This is a genomic window from Verrucomicrobia bacterium S94 (assembly GCA_004299845.1).
Classification (GTDB): domain Bacteria; phylum Verrucomicrobiota; class Kiritimatiellia; order Kiritimatiellales; family Pontiellaceae; genus Pontiella.
Map to the genome: position 1 here is coordinate 3803714 of CP036201.1, position 17646 is coordinate 3821359.

The 17646-nt window shown below is 52.5% G+C and carries 15 protein-coding genes; 8 read left to right on the forward strand and 7 right to left on the reverse strand.

What is annotated here, in order from left to right:
- Positions 1 to 9: 9 nt before the first annotated feature.
- The gene (locus EGM51_16770; protein QBG48971.1) at positions 10 to 1518 is read left to right on the forward strand and encodes an NAD(P)H-hydrate dehydratase; all 1509 of its coding nucleotides are present in this window, start codon (positions 10 to 12) and stop codon (positions 1516 to 1518) included.
- A gap of 33 nt (positions 1519 to 1551) precedes the next feature.
- On the opposite strand, the gene EGM51_16775 is transcribed toward EGM51_16770, so the two are convergent.
- From EGM51_16775 to EGM51_16805, 7 genes are all read right to left on the reverse strand, one after another.
- Positions 1552 to 2850, reverse strand: coding sequence for an ATP-dependent 6-phosphofructokinase (locus EGM51_16775; GenBank protein ID QBG48972.1), 1299 nt, complete (start codon positions 2848 to 2850; stop codon positions 1552 to 1554).
- A 15-nt stretch (positions 2851 to 2865) separates the two neighbouring features.
- On the reverse strand, positions 2866 to 3879 hold the full coding sequence (locus tag EGM51_16780) for a phenylalanine--tRNA ligase subunit alpha (protein QBG48973.1): 1014 nt from the start codon (positions 3877 to 3879) through the stop codon (positions 2866 to 2868).
- Positions 3880 to 4036: 157 nt separating this feature from the next.
- Positions 4037 to 6259 (reverse strand): hypothetical protein, encoded by a 2223-nt coding sequence (locus EGM51_16785; GenBank protein ID QBG48974.1) that lies wholly within the window; start codon positions 6257 to 6259, stop codon positions 4037 to 4039.
- Positions 6260 to 6311: 52 nt separating this feature from the next.
- Positions 6312 to 7952: a hypothetical protein gene (locus EGM51_16790; GenBank protein ID QBG48975.1), complete on the reverse strand. Its 1641-nt coding sequence runs from the start codon at positions 7950 to 7952 to the stop codon at positions 6312 to 6314.
- Entirely contained in the window at positions 7936 to 8883 is a 948-nt protein-coding gene (locus EGM51_16795) for a trypsin-like serine protease (protein ID QBG48976.1), read from the reverse strand. The genes EGM51_16790 and EGM51_16795 overlap by 17 nt, the downstream gene beginning before the upstream one ends.
- 100 nt (positions 8884 to 8983) lie before the next feature.
- Entirely contained in the window at positions 8984 to 10234 is a 1251-nt protein-coding gene (locus EGM51_16800; protein ID QBG48977.1) for a valine--pyruvate transaminase, read from the reverse strand.
- A 376-nt stretch (positions 10235 to 10610) separates the two neighbouring features.
- Positions 10611 to 11201 (reverse strand): PEP-CTERM sorting domain-containing protein, encoded by a 591-nt coding sequence (locus EGM51_16805; GenBank protein ID QBG48978.1) that lies wholly within the window; start codon positions 11199 to 11201, stop codon positions 10611 to 10613.
- Between the two features lie 815 nt (positions 11202 to 12016).
- On the opposite strand from EGM51_16805, the gene EGM51_16810 reads away from it, so the two are divergent.
- The 7 genes from EGM51_16810 (at position 12017) to EGM51_16840 (ending at position 17595) form a co-directional block, all read left to right on the forward strand.
- The gene (locus tag EGM51_16810) at positions 12017 to 12337 is read left to right on the forward strand and encodes an ArsR family transcriptional regulator (protein ID QBG48979.1); all 321 of its coding nucleotides are present in this window, start codon (positions 12017 to 12019) and stop codon (positions 12335 to 12337) included.
- Positions 12338 to 12391: 54 nt separating this feature from the next.
- Positions 12392 to 13693, forward strand: coding sequence for a hypothetical protein (locus tag EGM51_16815; GenBank protein QBG48980.1), 1302 nt, complete (start codon positions 12392 to 12394; stop codon positions 13691 to 13693).
- A 132-nt stretch (positions 13694 to 13825) separates the two neighbouring features.
- Positions 13826 to 14056, forward strand: a complete 231-nt coding sequence (locus tag EGM51_16820) for a thioredoxin family protein (GenBank protein ID QBG48981.1) — start codon at positions 13826 to 13828, stop codon at positions 14054 to 14056.
- 66 nt (positions 14057 to 14122) lie between these two features.
- A complete protein-coding gene (locus tag EGM51_16825; protein ID QBG48982.1) occupies positions 14123 to 14608 on the forward strand; it encodes a thioredoxin in 486 nt (161 codons plus the stop codon).
- Positions 14609 to 14623: 15 nt separating this feature from the next.
- Positions 14624 to 15322, forward strand: coding sequence for a cytochrome C biogenesis protein (locus tag EGM51_16830; protein QBG48983.1), 699 nt, complete (start codon positions 14624 to 14626; stop codon positions 15320 to 15322).
- Between the two features lie 488 nt (positions 15323 to 15810).
- Positions 15811 to 16185 carry a hypothetical protein gene (locus EGM51_16835; protein QBG48984.1) on the forward strand — a complete coding sequence of 125 codons (375 nt, stop codon included), beginning with the start codon at positions 15811 to 15813 and terminating at the stop codon, positions 16183 to 16185.
- A gap of 435 nt (positions 16186 to 16620) precedes the next feature.
- Positions 16621 to 17595, forward strand: coding sequence for a transporter substrate-binding domain-containing protein (locus tag EGM51_16840; GenBank protein QBG48985.1), 975 nt, complete (start codon positions 16621 to 16623; stop codon positions 17593 to 17595).
- The last annotated feature ends 51 nt before the right edge of the window (positions 17596 to 17646 follow it).

Here is a 17646-nt window from a genome sequence, read left to right on the forward strand (position 1 = left end):
AAACGGTTCATGATCACGCGGATCTCAACAATGAAAATTGTCTCCTCAGAAGAAATGCGCGAGCTCGACCGGCGTACTATTGAAGCCGGGATTCCCGGCGAAGAACTGATGTATGCTGCCGGCGAAGGGCTCGCCGCTGCGATCAGAACGCTGGCCGGAAATCATCAGCTGGTTGATTCCCCTGTTCTTTTTGTTGCCGGTTCGGGCAATAACGGAGGCGATGCCTTTGTTGCAGCACTGCTGCTCTATGAGGATGGCTGGCCGGTGGAATGCTGGCTCGCGGCTTCTGAAAACAAGGTCAGGGGCGATGCTTTGATCTGGTTGAAAAAAATGAAAAAAGCCGGTGTTCCTTTTCAGACACTGGAAACATCCGATCATTGGAAAGCAGCTGCCGAAAGTGGAACTGATGCCGAAATTCTGGTGGACGGTCTGCTGGGCACCGGCATATCCGGTGCGCCGCGCGGTGTGATTGCGGATGCTGTTTCATTTATCGATTCCCAGGCGGATCGTTCGCTGGTGGTGGCCATCGATATGCCTTCAGCGATGGCGGTACGCGCTGACCTGACCGTCACCATGGGACTTCCCAAAGTCGAAAGTATTGAGCCGGAACATCTCGACTGTGTCGGGAATATCGAGGTTGTTGATATAGGTATCCCGCCGGAGTTTATTGAAGAGACCGCCGGAGATGGAGCCCGGGCCTTGATTCATCCCTCCGATTTAGCGGAACTGTTCCCACGGCGGCCGCGCGATACGCATAAAGGTTCTTATGGTCATGTACTTTGCATCGGCGGCAGTAAAGGATTCAGCGGGGCGATAACGATGGCCGCAAAAACGGCGGTGCATTCGGGAACCGGACTGGTGTCTGTGTTTGTGCCTGAAGCCATTCATGCGCTGGTGGCGCCGGCGGTGCCGGAGGCGATGGTGCATTCGGGCATGCCGGAAAACGACTGGACCGCCATTCTTGCAGGATGCGGAATGGGGCGTTCCGCCACGACAAAGGAGCAGGTTTTACAGCTGCTTGAAACATCATCTGTTCCGGTGATTCTGGATGCGGATGCGATCACCGTCATGGCCGGTCAGACCGAAGCGCTGGCTTCGGCGGCATGTCCGCTTATTCTGACCCCGCATCCCGGAGAATTTGCCCGGCTGTTCGGCTTGAAAGTGGAAGACGTGCAGGATGATCGTTTCGGTATGGCGCGTATGGCAGCCGATCGGCTAGGAGCGACGGTTGTGCTCAAGGGAGCAGGAACGCTGGTGGCGTCTCCGGGAGTTCCGGCTGCTGTGAATATGACCGGTAATCCGGGAATGGCTTCAGGCGGTTCCGGTGATGTGCTGGCCGGGCTTATTGCCGGGCTGGCAGCGCAGAGCATTAATCCGTTCGAAGCGGCATGTGCCGGTGTGTGGCTTCATGGCAGAGCGGGGGATCTGGCCGCCGCTGAAAAGTCGCAGGCATCCATTGCCGCAACGGATATCATTGAAAAGCTGCCCGAAGCGTTTCGTGAAATTTCCTGTCGGTGATTCCGAGGCTGTACATGCTGCGCTGAACTGCGGTTAATTGCACATGTTGGTCGGCTGATGCGTGGCCTGCAGTACGGTCTGCCAGAACCATCCTTTGGGATCAATGAATTTACGTTCACCGATCATGGAAATCGGGAGGTGCACGAGACGGCCGTGATGCATCCCGACAATCATGTTGGTGCAGCCGGCCATGGCGGCATGAACCGCGTTGTTTCCGAGCTGCAGACAATACATCGAGTCGTTGGCGTTGGCCCGGCGGCTGCGGATGTTGTAGCTTGGATCAAAATATTTGACGTTTACTTCCTGTCCCCGGCTGGCGAAATAACTATTGATTTCATCCTTCAATAGCAGACCGATGTCTTTCAGTCGTTTATTACCTGATTTATCCGTCCCGTTGTCGGTTTCATTGAAAAGATACTGCCCGGCACCTTCGGCTACCACTACGACGGCGTGTTCCTTGCGTTTCAGCCGTTTTTCCAGAACTTCAAGAAAGCCGCCGGGGCCATGGAGGTCGAACTGCACTTCCGGAACGAGGCAGAAATTCACCGCGCTGTTGGCCAGCGCGGCCGAGGCGGCGATCCAGCCCGATTCGCGGCCCATCAGTTTAACGAGGCCGACGCCGTTTTTATAGGCCCGGGCTTCGTTGTGGGCATTGGTGATGATATCCCACGTGGCCTCCACTGCGGTTTCGAAACCGAACGAGCGCTGAATCAGGCTGATGTCGTTATCGATGGTTTTGGGTATGCCGACGACGGCGATCGGAATATTGCGTTCTCTGAGTCTGTTAACAATATCGCGTGAGCCCCGCAGGGTGCCGTCGCCGCCGATCGTGAAGAGAATGTTCACTCCGTAGTGGACGAGCGTATTGATAATTTCATCGTCATCCTGCCTGCCGCGGGATGATTTGAGAATGGTTCCGCCTTTCTCGTGGATCTCATCGGTGTTATCGGTCGTGAGCTCAATCGGGTAGTGGTAATACTTGGCCACGAGGCCTTCATAACCATATTTAAAACCGAGCACCCGTTTTACGCCGTAGCTTTCTTCACAGCAGAAGGTCAATGCGCGGATGACATCGTTCAGTCCCGGGCAGAGGCCGCCGCAGGTTACAATGCCGACCGTGACTTCCGCCGGATTGAAAAACAGTTTTTCACGCGGACCTGCAAGTTCGAAGTATTCGATATCCGAAATGTGCTCAAGTCTGCCGAGCTCTTTGGTCCGATCATTGCAGGCAATCGCTTCTCCGCTGTAAAAGCGAATGATACTGTCTTTGAGCGGCGAATCGAAGGTGGCTTCGCCGAGGGTTTCCGCTTTGTGAATCTTCAGGTCGGCCATAAGGGGTGAACTCCGCTAAAACTGAGAGAGAAATCGTACGTCGTTTTCGTACAGGTTACGGATATCGCTTATGCCGTAGAGAATCATGGTGATCCGCTCAATGCCCATGCCGAATGCGAACCCGGTGACTTTAGAAGCATCGTAGCCGACATTCCGGAAAACATTGGGATCCACCATACCGGCACCGAGAATTTCAATCCATCCGCTGTTTTTACAGACGCGGCAACCTTTGCCGTTGCAGACGTGACAAGTGAAGTCAACTTCCACGCTGGGTTCGGTGAACGGGAAAAAGTGCGGGCGGAAGCGAACTTTCACTCCGGGTCCCATCAGTTCGCGTGCGAAATAGGACAGTGTACCCTTAAGGTCAGCCAGCGAAACATTTTCATCCACAAAAAGACCTTCCACCTGATGGAAGTTCGCCGAGTGGGTGGCGTCCGGTGTGTCGCGGCGATAGCAGCGGCCGGGAGAAATGATGCGAACCGGCGGTTTGTTCGCCATCATATACCGCACCTGTACCGGAGACGTGTGGCAACGCATCAGGTCGCCGTTGTTCAGGTAGAAGGTATCCTGTTCGTCGCGTGACGAATGGTCGGCTGGTGTATTAAGGGCGTCAAAATTGTTAAAAACCGTTTCAATGTCCGGACCGTCGGCCACAGTGAATCCCAGGGTCTGAAAGATCCGTGTGATGCGGTCGGTAATCTGGGTGATCGGATGCCGGGTTCCCAAGCCCTGCCACTGACCCGGCTGCGTCAGATCAAACCCGGCTCCAGCGGTATCTCCGCCGGCTGTAAATTCGGCCTGTTTGGTTTTGATCAGTTCCGTCAGTTCCTTTTTGAGTTCATTGACGGTTTTCCCGAAAACCGGTTTTTCTTCTGCGGGCACATTCTTGAGTTCCTGCATCACTTTCGGCAAAAGGCCTTTTCGGGCCAGATATTCAATACGAACCGCCTCCAGTGCTTCGGCATCAGCGGCGGCCTGCGCTGCGGCGAGCGCACGGGTTTTTATCTCGTTGAGTTCCTGTAAATTCATAGCTGTTCCCCTGTTTTTCCAGCCATTGGAAAAACGGGGTCTATCATCCAAGCTCTGAAAAAATAGGCAATGGCTTTTTTACAGTTTCTTTGAACGTTTCCGGCGCTTCTGCCGGCCTTGCATGCTGCGGATTTGTTTTACGCTTAAGCTGCGGGCATTATTCGCCGAGATAAATGAGGAGTTTATCGTGGGCGAGGATTACAAGGTCGCCGATGCCGTCGCCGTTGAGGTCGCCGGATTCTACATCGTGGGGTTCGGTCCCTCGTGTTTTGCCCACGTCGGCAAAATCAGAGGTCAGGAAGACTTCAAAAACCAGTTCCGTTTTTAATTCATCGCCTTGCTGAGAGATGAGTTCGACAGAGCGGTTGGAGGGATCGACCAGCGCGACCATGGGCCGGGCGGGGGAGCCGAGTTTCACCAGTTTGGCGTAGGCGAGCAGGGCGTTCTCGGAGGGCGAGACATATTCGGCAGCCACCTCAAGATCAAGCTGGGTGCCGTTACCCATGACTTCATTCAGGCCGGTACGGTCGAGCATGATGATGAGATCCCGTTTCGGGTGCCGCAGCTGCACGAGATCAAAGATGGTCTGGTCGGCATCCGGAATGTGGATTTTTCCCCAGTCATCGCCGGTTTCGGCAAAACGAACAAGGTCGCCGGAGTTGCGATCGTAGAAAAAGGTTCCGGTGGAACCGTCGAGCAGAGTGTAGGAGGTGGAGGCAATCATTTCGCCGCGCGGATTTTCAGGGTTGAACTGACGGATCACCTCGTAGCGGTCATTCACCCATTTAAAGCGGCGGGCAATGGCGCCCTGTGAAACCGTAATGACGGTGCCGTCACCGGGGTTTTCCAGCTGAATATTCGACAGGGCAATGCGCTGCGTGAGGGCGCGGAATGATTCGCTGGTTATCGGCTCGATGTATTCGCCGTCGTAAAGCTGCATGCGGGGGGTGTCGTAGGCCATGAAGAAGATAATACCGGTTCGGCCGCCGGGGAGGCTGAAGGCCAGCATATCTTCGGGATCGTTTTTCATGCCGTCGAGGTAGAAGACTTCGTGCTCTTCGCCGTCGGACTGTTTGACCAGCAGCAGTTCTTTATCGGAATTTTTACAGGTGAACCAGATTTCGCCATTGGACTCAACGGCAGAAGCGGCCAGTACATCACCGGGCAGTTTTTGAATGGCCGGAAATTTCTTCAGGTCGTCGGCCTTGTGCAGTGCCGCGATTCTTTCTTTCTGGCTGAGCACAAGAATATCGCCGGTGGAGGTTCTGGACATGCGGACAACATCGGACAGCGTATCGATTTTTTCCGGAGTCGGATTGAGTCCGGTTTCGGTGCCGAAATAGAGATGAAGACGGCTCAGTTCCGGAGCAGCAACGAGGAGGTCGTCCATACCGTCATGATTGAAATCGCCGGCCACCCATGCAGGGTTGTCTTTTTTGCTGGTTCCTTCGAGGCCGATACGGCTGGGGGAAACCTCCTGTGCCTCCATCAGCTGGGGCTGCTCTTTTTCGATAAAATCATAGAGCCGGAAAGCCAGACGGTTACGCAGGACCATGCCGACTTTGGCGTCGATATTTTCGGACTGCAGAATATCCATGTACTGGCGAGGCGGAAGATCGACAGGCTGCTCGGTTCCGAATACGCCGTTTCCTTTTCCGTAACGTACTTTGAACGGATTCCGGGTGGTGTTGAAATGAAAGGCCAGATCCGGGATGCCGTCTTTATTCACATCGGCAATGTCGCCGAAGAAACTTTTGTCGCCGGCAAACGTCAGCGTTTTTTTGTCCATAAAGGGTTTGGTTTTCGCATTCCAGAGCAGCTCGGCCTCGTTGCGGTGGCTGGCCAGAATATCGATCAGTCCATCCTGATTGAGATCGCCGAGCTGAATGGTGGTAACTGTGGAGGGGCTTTTAATGAAAATATGTTCCGGGGACTGGAAGCTGCCGTCGCTGTTCTGGTAGCGCACGTGCAGGCCGATGGTCGTTCCGAAGGTTACGATATCTTTCAGCCCGTCGTTGTTGAGGTCGCCGATGCGCAGGGCTTTGATGCCCTGGTCAACAATCATACCGCGGTCTTCAAAACGTTCATCCAGTTCCGGCAGGTCGTCGAGCGTTTCGCCGGTATCCGGTTTCCGGATCAGAATTTCGAGGCGGGATACGTGGTTGTTGGCAAAAATAATGTCGTCAAGGCCGTCGTTATTGATGTCGGTGACGAGCAATCGGGAGGTGCCCATTTTAAACTTATAAATTTCCAGAGGCTGGAACCCGAAGTCCCGTTCGGTATTTTCCCCCTGTACGGGGAACGCGGAACAGGAGAGTCCGGCAACTAAAACCGAGGTGATGAATTTTACAGTTTTAAATGTCTGATGGGTTGAATTCATACGGCACGGGCCTTTTTTAGATGAGCTGTGTTCTGACGTTTTTCAGGTCGTTTCAGTATTTCAGAATAATTTTCTGATGAAGTCCGCTGTTCAGGGCTTCGATGTACTGATAGGAAATATTGAAAAACTGTGCGATGTGTTCTGCGGTCGGCAGTTTGCTGAAATCCGGCGGGGGAAGGACTGAACCGCTTCTGGCCCAGTTCTGTTCGATGATGGCCGGGAGGTCTCCGCTTCCAAGTTCAGCAACAATGATGGGCATATATTTTTTCCAGTCGATGGCACTGAATCCGAAGGCTTCCGGCGAGACCTGTTTACGCAGTTCCTGAACGAGTTCAGACTGCTCGAAAGCGGTATTGGCTGCCCGTTCGCTGGTGATGGCACGGATGGTCTGACGCAGTCCGGCGGGATCGCCGTAAAGGAGGTAATCGCCTGTGACGGCAATGCCCATCTGTTCGTCCGGCGGGCTCTGTTTCAGTGTATAGATAGTGTGATCGAGGAAGTCGGAGATATCAAGCGCGGCGGCAACATAGGGCTGCATGGTCGGAGCCGTCAGCGCGGATTCGAGCCCCTGTTTGAAAGCAATGCCGTCTTCGAGTTCGAGTGCAACCACCGAGGAGGTGGTGTCGCCTTCAACCGTTGTAAAAGAGAGGTACTTTGTGCCCAGATTGGTCAGCAGATCCTGTTCTATGCTGATTCCGGTCTGTTGCTGAAGCATGGCCAGCATCATATCGAACTGGGGTTTGGTGCCCGGATTGATTTCCTGCAGAATGGCGGGGATCTCTTTCCAGAGTCCCGGCAGATCAAGGCGGCCGACTTCCAGCGAGGTGAGGTTTTCCGGAATGAACGTGACGGTAGGTAGTTCAGACGGTTCGGTATCGAGCACGTTGAACAGGCCCCGGTTCAGGTTATTAACGTACAACCAGCTGTCGATCAGCATCTGGTCATCCTGAAGGGCGATACGGCTCTTAAAGGCGCTGATATCCATGAGGCCGAGTGCTTCAAAAAGCCGCCGGTTATCTTCGGTGTCGGCACTGTTTGCCAGCAGATTGTTAACCGGTAGTTTCAGGTCCAGCACCGGTATACCTTCGGGCTCCGTGATTTCTTCGTTTCTGAGCCGTACAATACATTGTTCGAGCCACTCCCGATCATAACCAAGGATGAATGTGCTACCGACGTGCGCCTGCCAGGAGGAAATCTCGTTTACCGTTCCGGGGTTGTCTACATGCTGGATGATTTCCACACCCTGAAAGCTGTCGCGGACAACATCAAAAGGGTTTTCCGTAACGGTCCGCAGGTTATCATCCAGCTCAAGACTGCGCTCAAAATCATCATCACTCATCGCGGCAACGATAAAGATATGGTCTGTTTTTGAGTCGAAGGCCAGCACGACTTCGCCGGTGAGCATTTCCATCTGTTCGACAAAAACCCGGGTTTCTTCATCGGAATCGCCGTCGAAGAAGAAGGCATGCCAGGCTTCGAGTTCCGGATTGCCCATAAAGTCCTGAAACTGCTGGTCCTGCCAAAGTCGGCCGATGGAAGACTTCTGCAGGGCTTTCCAGAATTCAACGGTATTGGAAATGCGGAAATAGGTCTGACCGTTTGGTGGAAGCAGTTCGGTCCGCTGCAGAGCAAGGGTTGCGAACGGAATGGAAAGGATGAGGGCAAGCGTGGTGGTTTTACGGAAGAACGACATCGGATTTTTCCTTTTGGGCTGAGGTGAACTTTCCGGGACGACGCGGTGCGTCGGGATAAACAAAACCGGATTCAGGGTTGGTGGCGTCGTAGGCGAAGGCGTCAATGTGATCAAGGATATATTTTGCATGGCGTGCCGGAATGGCGAAATTGAGCCCTTCCATGGTGGGAACGCCCATGTTGATGATCCCGATCACCTGACCGCGTGCATTGAAAAGCGGGCCGCCGGAATTCCCGGGGTTGACGGCGGCATCGACCTGAAGATAGAGGATTCCACCGAAATTGCGATGAGTCTGGCTGAGTACCCCTTCGGTCACGGTGCGTTCCAGCCCAAGGGGATTTCCGATGGCAAAGACGGCTTCGCCGATGCTCATTTTTTCGTCGGGGGCAAAAACGACCGGGGTGATTTCGGTATCGAAATTGTTCACTTTCAGCACCGCGAGATCATGAAACGGGGCGGTGGCGATGATATCGACATCTTTGTGTACGACCCGGCGCAGCACCTGGTTTTCCTGCAGAAACTGGGTGACGGATATTTTCTTTTCGCCGGCAATGACGTGGAAGTTGGTGATGAGGTATCCTTCTTTATTAGTAAAGAATCCGGAGCCGAGTCCGGCGGCGGTTTTCACTAGAACCACTGCCGGCGCGTAAAGTTCAGCGGCTTCAGCCGTTGTAATGCGTGCGGGAATCTGGACGTTGTAAAGGGCATTGGAGTCGGTCGGAACCGTACCTTCCACCGGTTCGTCTTCGTAGGTGGCGAGAATTTCGTCTTTGGGAATCCGCAGTACATCAAATCCGAGATCCAGTACGGTGGCTCCGTCTGTATTTTTCAGTAGCGGGGCCTGAATTTTAGCCCCGCCCTTGAGGATGACATCGCCCGCACGGGCGGTGGCCGTCAGGGCGGCAACGATTAAAAACAGGTGTATTCTCATAAAAATTCCTTTATGCGCAGGTATTATCTATAAACGATAGCACACGGCTTTATATGGACATTGTACAGGGCGGAACGCATTTCGCAATAAGCATTACGTTTCACGAATAGAGTTCCTTTACTTCTTCGCAGATTATTTTTACGCCCTCGGCCACAACGGCATCGTCCTGAGCATAGGAGACCCGGATGCACTCGTGTTTGTGCGGCCACTCTTCATGTTCCAGTCCCGGGAAAAAGCAGTTGCCCGGAACTACCAGTGTATGGCGTGCTTTGAGGCGTTCATAAAGCCGGGTTGACGTGCAGGGAAGTTCCGGAAACCAAAGCCATAGAAAGAGGGCACCTTCCGGTTTATGGATTCTGCACGGGATATCGCCCAGATGATGCTCAAACTGCTCCAGTGTCTGAAAGGCTTTGCGGCGATAGAACGGCTGGATTACTTCTTTGCTGAGGTTCACGATTTCGCCGCTGCGTACCATTTCCAGGGCCAGTCTGGCTCCTGCTCCGCCGGGGGCCAGGTTCAGCACTCCATTGATATCGCCGATGGCCGCGGCAATTTCTTCCGGTGCAATGACAATGCCGGTCCGTAGATTCGGCAGTCCGAGTTTGGACAGGCTCATGGTCAGAATGGTGTTGGGACTCCAGAAGGGTTTGGCGTCTTCAAATATGATGTTCGGAAAAGGGAGCCCGTATGCGTTGTCGATAATCAGGGGAATGCCGCAATGGCCGGCAATGGTGTCCAGGTGCTGGATTTCGGCATCGGTCAGTACGTTACCGGTTGGATTGGTCGGACGGGAAACACAGAGGGCGCCGATATCATCGCCGACCTCAAGTTCCTCAAAATTGACGTGATATTTAAACAGGCGGTCGCCGATCAATTCCATGCTGGGGCGTTGTGCCGCGAAAAAACGGTCGGTCAGTCCGGCGTCGGCATAACCGATGTATTCAGGGGTAAGAGGAAACAGGACTTTCTTTTTCGATCCGTCCGGCATATCGCCGGCAAACAGATTGAACAGATAAAACAGGCCGCTTTGTGCCCCGTTGGTCAGAGCGATATTCCGTGCGGTGATCTCCCAGCCGAACTGTTCCCGGAGCAACGCGGCAAGTGCATCGATGAAAGCTTCGTTACCACGCGATCCGTCATAATTACCGATCAGTGTTTCAAAACCGTGCGGTTCCGCCATGATGGCTTCCATTCGCGCACGGAAACATTTCTGAACGTCCGGAATGTGAGCCGGGTTTCCGCCGCCGAGCATCAGCATATCTCCGCCCGCCATGGCGGCCCCGAGATCATCCATCAGCTGTGTGATCCCGGCCTTACGGGTAAACTTTTCGCCAAACTTAGAAAAATCCATGTAAACAGATTAACTGCGGTTCCGGTTGAATACACGAAAAATTAAAAAACAAAAGGGCGGTTTTTCATCTTTTCCGAAGCCGGTTACTTCAGTAAGGCAACGCTTCTGAGGTCGGTATTGCGGAGAAAGGTCAGCTGGTCTTTTATTTTCCAAACGCTGTATTCGTAATGCTGATTGATCTCCAGCACCTGAATGTCCTGTGCCCCGAGCTCCATGTGCTTAAATTTTATATGCCGGGCCTTTTTTCGCTCTGTGCTTTATTCAAAAGCTTTTCACTGAACGATGAAAAATAGATGGTGCGAAGTAAACGGAAGGTGCCTGAATGAAAAAAGCGCCCGGATGAGCGCTTTTCACAGATTGCCGTTCGGCAGAGAAGTTACATCATCAGACGACGACGGACGAAGAGAATGCCACCGCCGAAGAAGGCGATAAGGGCAATTGCGGACGGCTCAGGAATGGCCGTCGATATTTCTCCGGCAAGAAGCGAGCCTGAGTTCCCTTGCAGCCACATATTATAGGTGCCGCTTGAAAATAATTGCGTTTCGGCGGATCCGGCTCCAAGGGTGACTGTTGTTCCGGAAGGAATGGTAAGCACGTCGCCGACACTGATGCCGCCCGTATCGTACGTCCACAGGGCGCTCCAGTTGCTTATTTCATATCTGGCTTCCTGATAGCGCCAGAGGTCCCAGGTATCCACGCCGTTTTTCCGGATCAGGGTCGGACTTGAAGCGGTGAGGTTATCGGACGAATCCGTTTGCGGATATAAAACACCGAAGTGATACCTAATAAGTCCGATGGAATTATCGTTTTCGATCGTGAAATTAACATCATGATTAAAGGTGATGGTTGCTCCGGCCCCGGTAGCGGGGTCGCCGGTTACAGTCACATTTGCAGGGATTAAAACGGCGAATGATGCCGAACAGATCATTACTGCGGCCATTGTTGTTATTAGTTGATTAGGTTTCATTGTGCTCCATCTTTGTTTTGCTCAGAATGGACTACGGCGTCGTGTCATAATTCATCTTTGCAGTTTTGTTTTGCATGTGTGGCTTCTAGCAATCGAAGAAGCCGTTTCACAAGGCCTGTTTGATGAAGCGGCGGTTTGGGTGGATGAAGTGCCGGTTTTCCGCACTTCAATCTATATATTAGAGAACGGAAGAATATGCGACGTTTCGAAAATCGGTCGGCCGTCTTATCCCTCAAATGCGCTACGCAGTTATGGGGTTGATTTATACCAAACGTTAAAACTATCCGGTATAAATTTGATCCCGCGCAGAGGCGCTGAGGACGCAGAGAAATTCAGTCATAAACGGCTCCGCGCTCTTGTAGGTTTCTCCCGACATCATTTGAGCTTTTTCCCCTTTCGAGAATGGGAACCATTACTCGTCGGAGAAAGGGGAGGAAAAAAGCTCCTCAGTTAAGTAAGCTGAGGAGCACCAGGGAACCGCCGGGCTTTTGACGAAAAGCTCTGCGCGGAATAACGCTGTCGTTAAGACCGGAATGTTTTGGTAAATGGTATTATATTGGCCGCTGTTTATGGGCTCAGATTTTTTCAGCACCTTTCAGCTGAAACATTTCCAATTCGAAACCGTCCGGCACTTCCGTAAACCCGGTATTGTGTCCGTCGGCTTTTCCCCCAGGATGGTCACTTCATCGAATGTCAGGGACAGTTGTTTCGGATTCATTAACAGGAATATGGCTCCGACTTCTGTTTTTATTTATCGAACGGTTGACAACTTTTTACATTTGGCTATATTGCCAAATAATAATTCGGAGCATGGTATGACCGGGAAGGAAAAAAATCTGTATGAAGCGAAGGCAAAGGTGCTGAAGGCGCTGGCGCATCCGACGCGGCTGTGGATGGCGGAGCAGCTGTCGGTCGGGGAAAGGTGTGTCTGCGAATTTGTGGATCAGATCGATGCCGATTTTTCGACAATCTCGAAGCATCTTTCGGTACTGAAACAGGCGGGAATTGTGCAGGACGAGAAGCGCGGCAAGCAGGTGTTTTATAAAATGAAGGTTCCATGCGTGATGAATTTCATGAGTTGTGTGGAAGCGGTCATTGAGAACAATGCAAAGGATCAGGCGACATTATTGAAATAATTTTTGAACGATTATTGGTTAAAAGGTCAAATGACCATGTAATGAGGTGGTGCAATGAATTGGAAGACTGAGTGGAAAAAGCTGGCGTGGATTGTCGGGATATTTTTGGGGTTCTTCTATCTTCCGGTCGGGAATACGCGATTTGACCATGCTGTAATGGAGTCGCTCCATTTGGCGAAATGGTATGCTCAGGAGCATGTTCTGCTCTGTTTGGTTCCGGCTTTTTTTATTGCGGGGGCGATTGCGGTATTCGTCAGCCAGGGCGCGGTGATGAAATACTTGGGAGCAAGAGCCAAAAAGGTGGTAGCCTATGGGGTGGCTTCGGTTTCAGGAACCATTCTGGCGGTTTGTTCCTGCACGGTGCTTCCGCTTTTTTCGGGAATTTATAAAATGGGAGCCGGATTAGGGCCGGCTACGGCGTTTCTTTATTCCGGACCGGCGATCAATGTACTGGCGATTGCCCTCACGGCCCGTATCCTCGGTGCGGAAATGGGGATTGCCCGTGCGGTCGGTGCTATTCTGTTCAGTGTGGTGATCGGATTGCTGATGCACCTTATTTTCCGCAAGGAGGAACAGGAAAAAGCTGCGGCCCAGATGGCCCTGCCCGAAGAAGAGGTGGCCCGTCCGTTATGGCAGAACGGCCTCTATTTTTTCTCGATGGTTGGGATTCTGGTTTTTGCCAACTGGGGCAAGCCGGATCTGGATACCGGTCTCTGGGCGGCGATTTATTCTTTAAAATGGATCATTACTTCCATTTTTGCTGCGGCCTTCGGAGTATTCCTCGTACTTTGGTTCAGTATTAAATGGTGGAAGGTCGTGTTGACTGCCGTTCCGGTCGGTACTTTGGCCCTCACATTTCCGGAACAACCCATCCTTGCGTTCAGCGCCGGGGCGGTGGGGCTTTCGTGGTTCACCAGCACCGATAAAGGTGAAGCAGGGGAATGGTTCAGTTCGTCCTGGGGATTTGCCAAACAGATTCTTCCTCTACTGCTTTTCGGCGTCCTGATTGCCGGTCTGCTGCTCGGCCGGGTGGGCCAGGAGGGTTTGATTCCTTCCGAATGGGTCGCCTCCGCCGTGGGCGGAAATTCGCTGCGGGCTAACTTTTTTGCATCATTTGCCGGGGCTTTCATGTACTTCGCCACGCTTACTGAAGTGCCTATCCTGCAGGGGCTGATCAACAACGGCATGGGCAAAGGTCCCGCATTGGCCTTGCTGCTGGCCGGCCCTGCACTCAGCCTGCCGAACATGTTGGTGATTCGCAGCGTGCTTGGCACCAGGAAGACGGTCGTGTTCGTTTCGCTGGTTATTGTTATGGCGACAGTCAGTGGAATGATTTTTGGAACGTTTTTCAATTAAACGGACGGTGTCGGGGAATTGAGACCGGATAGATGCCATGTGGCGGTGCGGCCGATGGGCCGTGGAGGGCTTAGTTGATGAATAATACGTCGTATAACGGCGTTTAAAGAAGGAATGAACGGAGGACATAAAATGAAAGTACAGATACTGGGCACCGGATGTCCGAAATGCAAAAAAACGGCGGAGGCGGCTCAATCGGCCATTGATGAACTGGGTATTGATGCTGAAATCGAAAAAGTGACCGACCTGAATGAAATTATGAAGTTCGGAGTCATGCTGACTCCCGCGCTGGCGGTGGATGGCGACGTTAAGGTCGTGGGTAAAGTTCCCACGGTGGATGATGTAAAGAAAATGCTGAAATAAAGGGAACGCTGGCAACGGAAAACAGGAACGAATCCATCTATATGGTTATGGGGGAATACGGAGCTTATGAAAAGAATTATACCGATTGTATTGCTGGTGGTTGCAGTGATTGCCGTAGTAGGCATAAAAAACAAAAAGAATCATGCCGCTCCGGAAATCGCCGGTTGCGAAGGGGGTGTCTGCACACTGCCGATTCCGCAGGAAAAGGTGGTGCAGGAAGCGGCGGAGGCCGATGCGCCCGTCGACAGTCCGTTGCCGAAACTGCTCGATCTGGGAGCCGGCAAGTGCATTCCGTGTAAAATGATGGCGCCGATTCTTGATGAGATGAAGGAAACCTTCGCCGGACAGCTTGATGTGGAATTCATTGATGTCTGGGAAAACCAGGAAGCCGGACAGCAGTATGGAATCCGTATGATTCCGACACAGATTTTTTTCGATGCGGATGGCCAGGAACTGTTTCGTCATGAAGGATTTTATGCCCGCGAAGATATGCTGAAAAAATGGCAGGAGCTGGGCTTTGAGTTTGAAGACCGCGCTGAATCTGCAGAGTAGCGGAGGAGAAAGTGTATGGAACAGCTGTTCATTGCTTTGACGCATGCGATCGAAAGCACCCCGCTGATTGCTCTCAGTGCGGCGCTGGTCTGGGGCGTGCTGAGCATAATTCTCAGTCCGTGTCATCTGGCCAGCATTCCGTTGATTATCGGATTTATTGATGAACAGGGCCGCACTTCGCCCCGTCGGGCTTTTCTGACGGCTCTGCTGTTTGCCACCGGCATTCTGCTGACCATTGCGCTGATCGGTTTGATTACGGCGGCGCTGGGCCGCATGATGGGCGACGTCGGGCGCTACGGAAACTGGTTTGTAGCGTTGATCTTTTTTGTGGTCGGCCTGCATCTGCTGGGCGTGATTCCCATGCCGGGCAGCGGCCCGGGACAGGTGGGGATGAAACGAAAAGGACTGCTTGCCGCATTCATTCTCGGGCTTATTTTCGGCATTGCGCTCGGTCCCTGCACCTTTGCCTATATGGCACCGATGCTTGGAGTGACCTTTAAACTCGGTGCGGAACAGCCGCTCTATGCCGGAAGTCTGCTGCTGATGTACGGAATCGGACACTGCAGTGTCATTGTCGCCGCCGGCACCTCAACCGGTCTGGTGCAGAAATACATGAACTGGAACGAAAGCTCCAAAGGTGCCGACCTGCTTAAGAAAGTCTGCGGAGTGCTGGTGCTGATCGGGGGGCTTTACCTGATCTACACCGCGCCCTGAGCAGGCGTTTATGATTTGCGGTATATTATTTTTAAACAATTGATCGGCTGGAAGAGTGGCAAATGAAATCGGCCTTGGCTGTTTAGGTTTGATGTAACGACGCTGTGCGAAGAGGTTTTGTTTTTCATCGCTTTTTTCTTTGGCCATGGTCCGGGAAAAGAAACCCGTCTCACAATTTCGTGTCGCATTTAATAAACAGATAATGCAGAGATGAGACATTTCAGGCCTTGAAGTGATGGTTTTGGATTTCAGCCGCTGCGTTTATAGGCTTGCATTCACGGTGTCTTTCCGGCCGACCCGCTTCTCCTATTAAATATACTCTCCCCTTCTCGATCAGGGAACTGAGAGGGGGGAATTGATTTCCGGTGTGTGGCTGTTGCAGTTGTTGACCACGGGCGCACGTTCGGCTGGAGCGAGCGGATCTTTTTTCAAACAGGTTGATTTTCGGGATCGGCGCTGCTGTTGGGGGAGGCGTCGGGTTTGTTTTAATGGCGGCGGTGCTGCTGACGGCACGCTTCATTGTTCCTTTGATTGGATATGAATCCGAATTTGAGCAGATGATTCAGATCTACCTTTATATAAGCGCTTTTTCGATTATTCCGGAGCTGATTTTTTACGCGATCCGGGAACTGCTGCTGGCGCGGTCCCATACGGTGATTCTCAACCTGTTGATTTTTCTGTTCAATTTTTTCAACATTGCGGTCAACATTCTGCTGATGTTCGGCCTGAAGCTGGGAATCGCCGGAGCGGCGATCGCCACGCTGCTTTCGCGGGCTCTGATGGCGCTGGCGGTTTTCCAATACAGCCGGAAAAAGACCCGTTGGCATTGGAAGGTTTGCGGTGATACGATGCTTATGATCTGAACGGTAATCGCACCTGAACCATGCCAAGCTGGGCACGCGGGAGTGCCGCGAATCCTGTCGCGGCTGTATGATGCCATAGCGGAAAATGAAGTGCCGCTCAGACACGGCCGCAGATTCCGCTTAAGCCAGTTGTCTTGAAATCGGGGCAACCGCAGGGGCTGCTGGGGAAACAAAAATGCGTCAGATTTCGGTTTATAAATACATATGTGTATTTGTGTGTATTGAGTCTACTGCGGTTTAATTTGCGACAATATTTTCATAGAATAATCATAAATTGTTTATATATAGGAAGAAATGTAGTTTAAAAGTTGTGGTTTATACTCAGGCCTGAGGGGGATGGCACATCTGTTGCGTATAGCAACGGTATCACTAATAAACTATCTAGTAATACTGTAGAGGATGAGAAAAACCAAACCCAATGGAGATTAAACCGAGATGAAACTGACCTTCCTTATGAGACCCATTGCTGTGATCATGGCGCTGATTGCCACTGCTGCTGTGGCGGAACCGCTTAAAATTGCCTATAGCGATTGGCCGGGCTGGGTGGCCTGGGATATCGCCAAGGAAAAAGGATTTTTTGAAAAGCACGGCGTGGAAGTGGAACTGCTTTGGTTTGAATATGTGGCCTCGATGGATGCCTTCGCGGCGGGTAAAGCCGATGCGGTCTGTGTGGCCAACGGCGACTCGGTGGTGCTCAATGCCACGGGGGCCCGCAACGTGATGATTCTGGTGAACGACTATTCCAACGGGAACGACAAAATCGTCGCCCGGGAAGGGATCGCCGATGTGAAAGCGTTGAAAGGAAAGAAGATCGGTGTCGAAATCGGTTTTCTCAGCCATGCGCTGCTGATCAAGGCGTTGCAGGATAACGGCATGTCGGAAAAGGATGTGGAACTCATCAATATGCCGACGCATCAGGCGGCACAGGTGCTGGCGTCCGGCGATGTGGATGCGATCGTGGCGTGGCAGCCGCATTCCGGCATGGCGTTGAAAGCCTCCGAGGGATCCACGGCGGTGTATACGACAGCCGATGCGCCCGGCATTATCTATGATACGCTTTGTGTGGCACCCGGCAGCATTCTGAAACGCAAAGCCGACTGGCAGAAGGTGGTGGCGGCCTGGTATGACGTGATCGACTATATGGCCGATCCGGCCAATGAAGAGGAAATGCTTCAGATTCTCTCCGCCCGCGTCGGTCTTACGCCGGCTGAATATAAACCCTTTCTCTCCGGCACCTACATGATGAGCAAAGACGAAGTGCTCAAGGCGCTTGAGCCCGGAGACGGATTTGAGTCACTTTATGGTTCCTGTGAAGTGGTGAATCAGTTTTTCGTTGCCAACAAGGTTTATGAAGAACCGGTGGCGGTTAAGCGCACCATCGATCCGTCGTTCACTAAATCCGTGAAATAATCTCTCCTCAAACCTCCTGGCGGGCCGGCTTCGGCCGGTCTGCCGAACCCT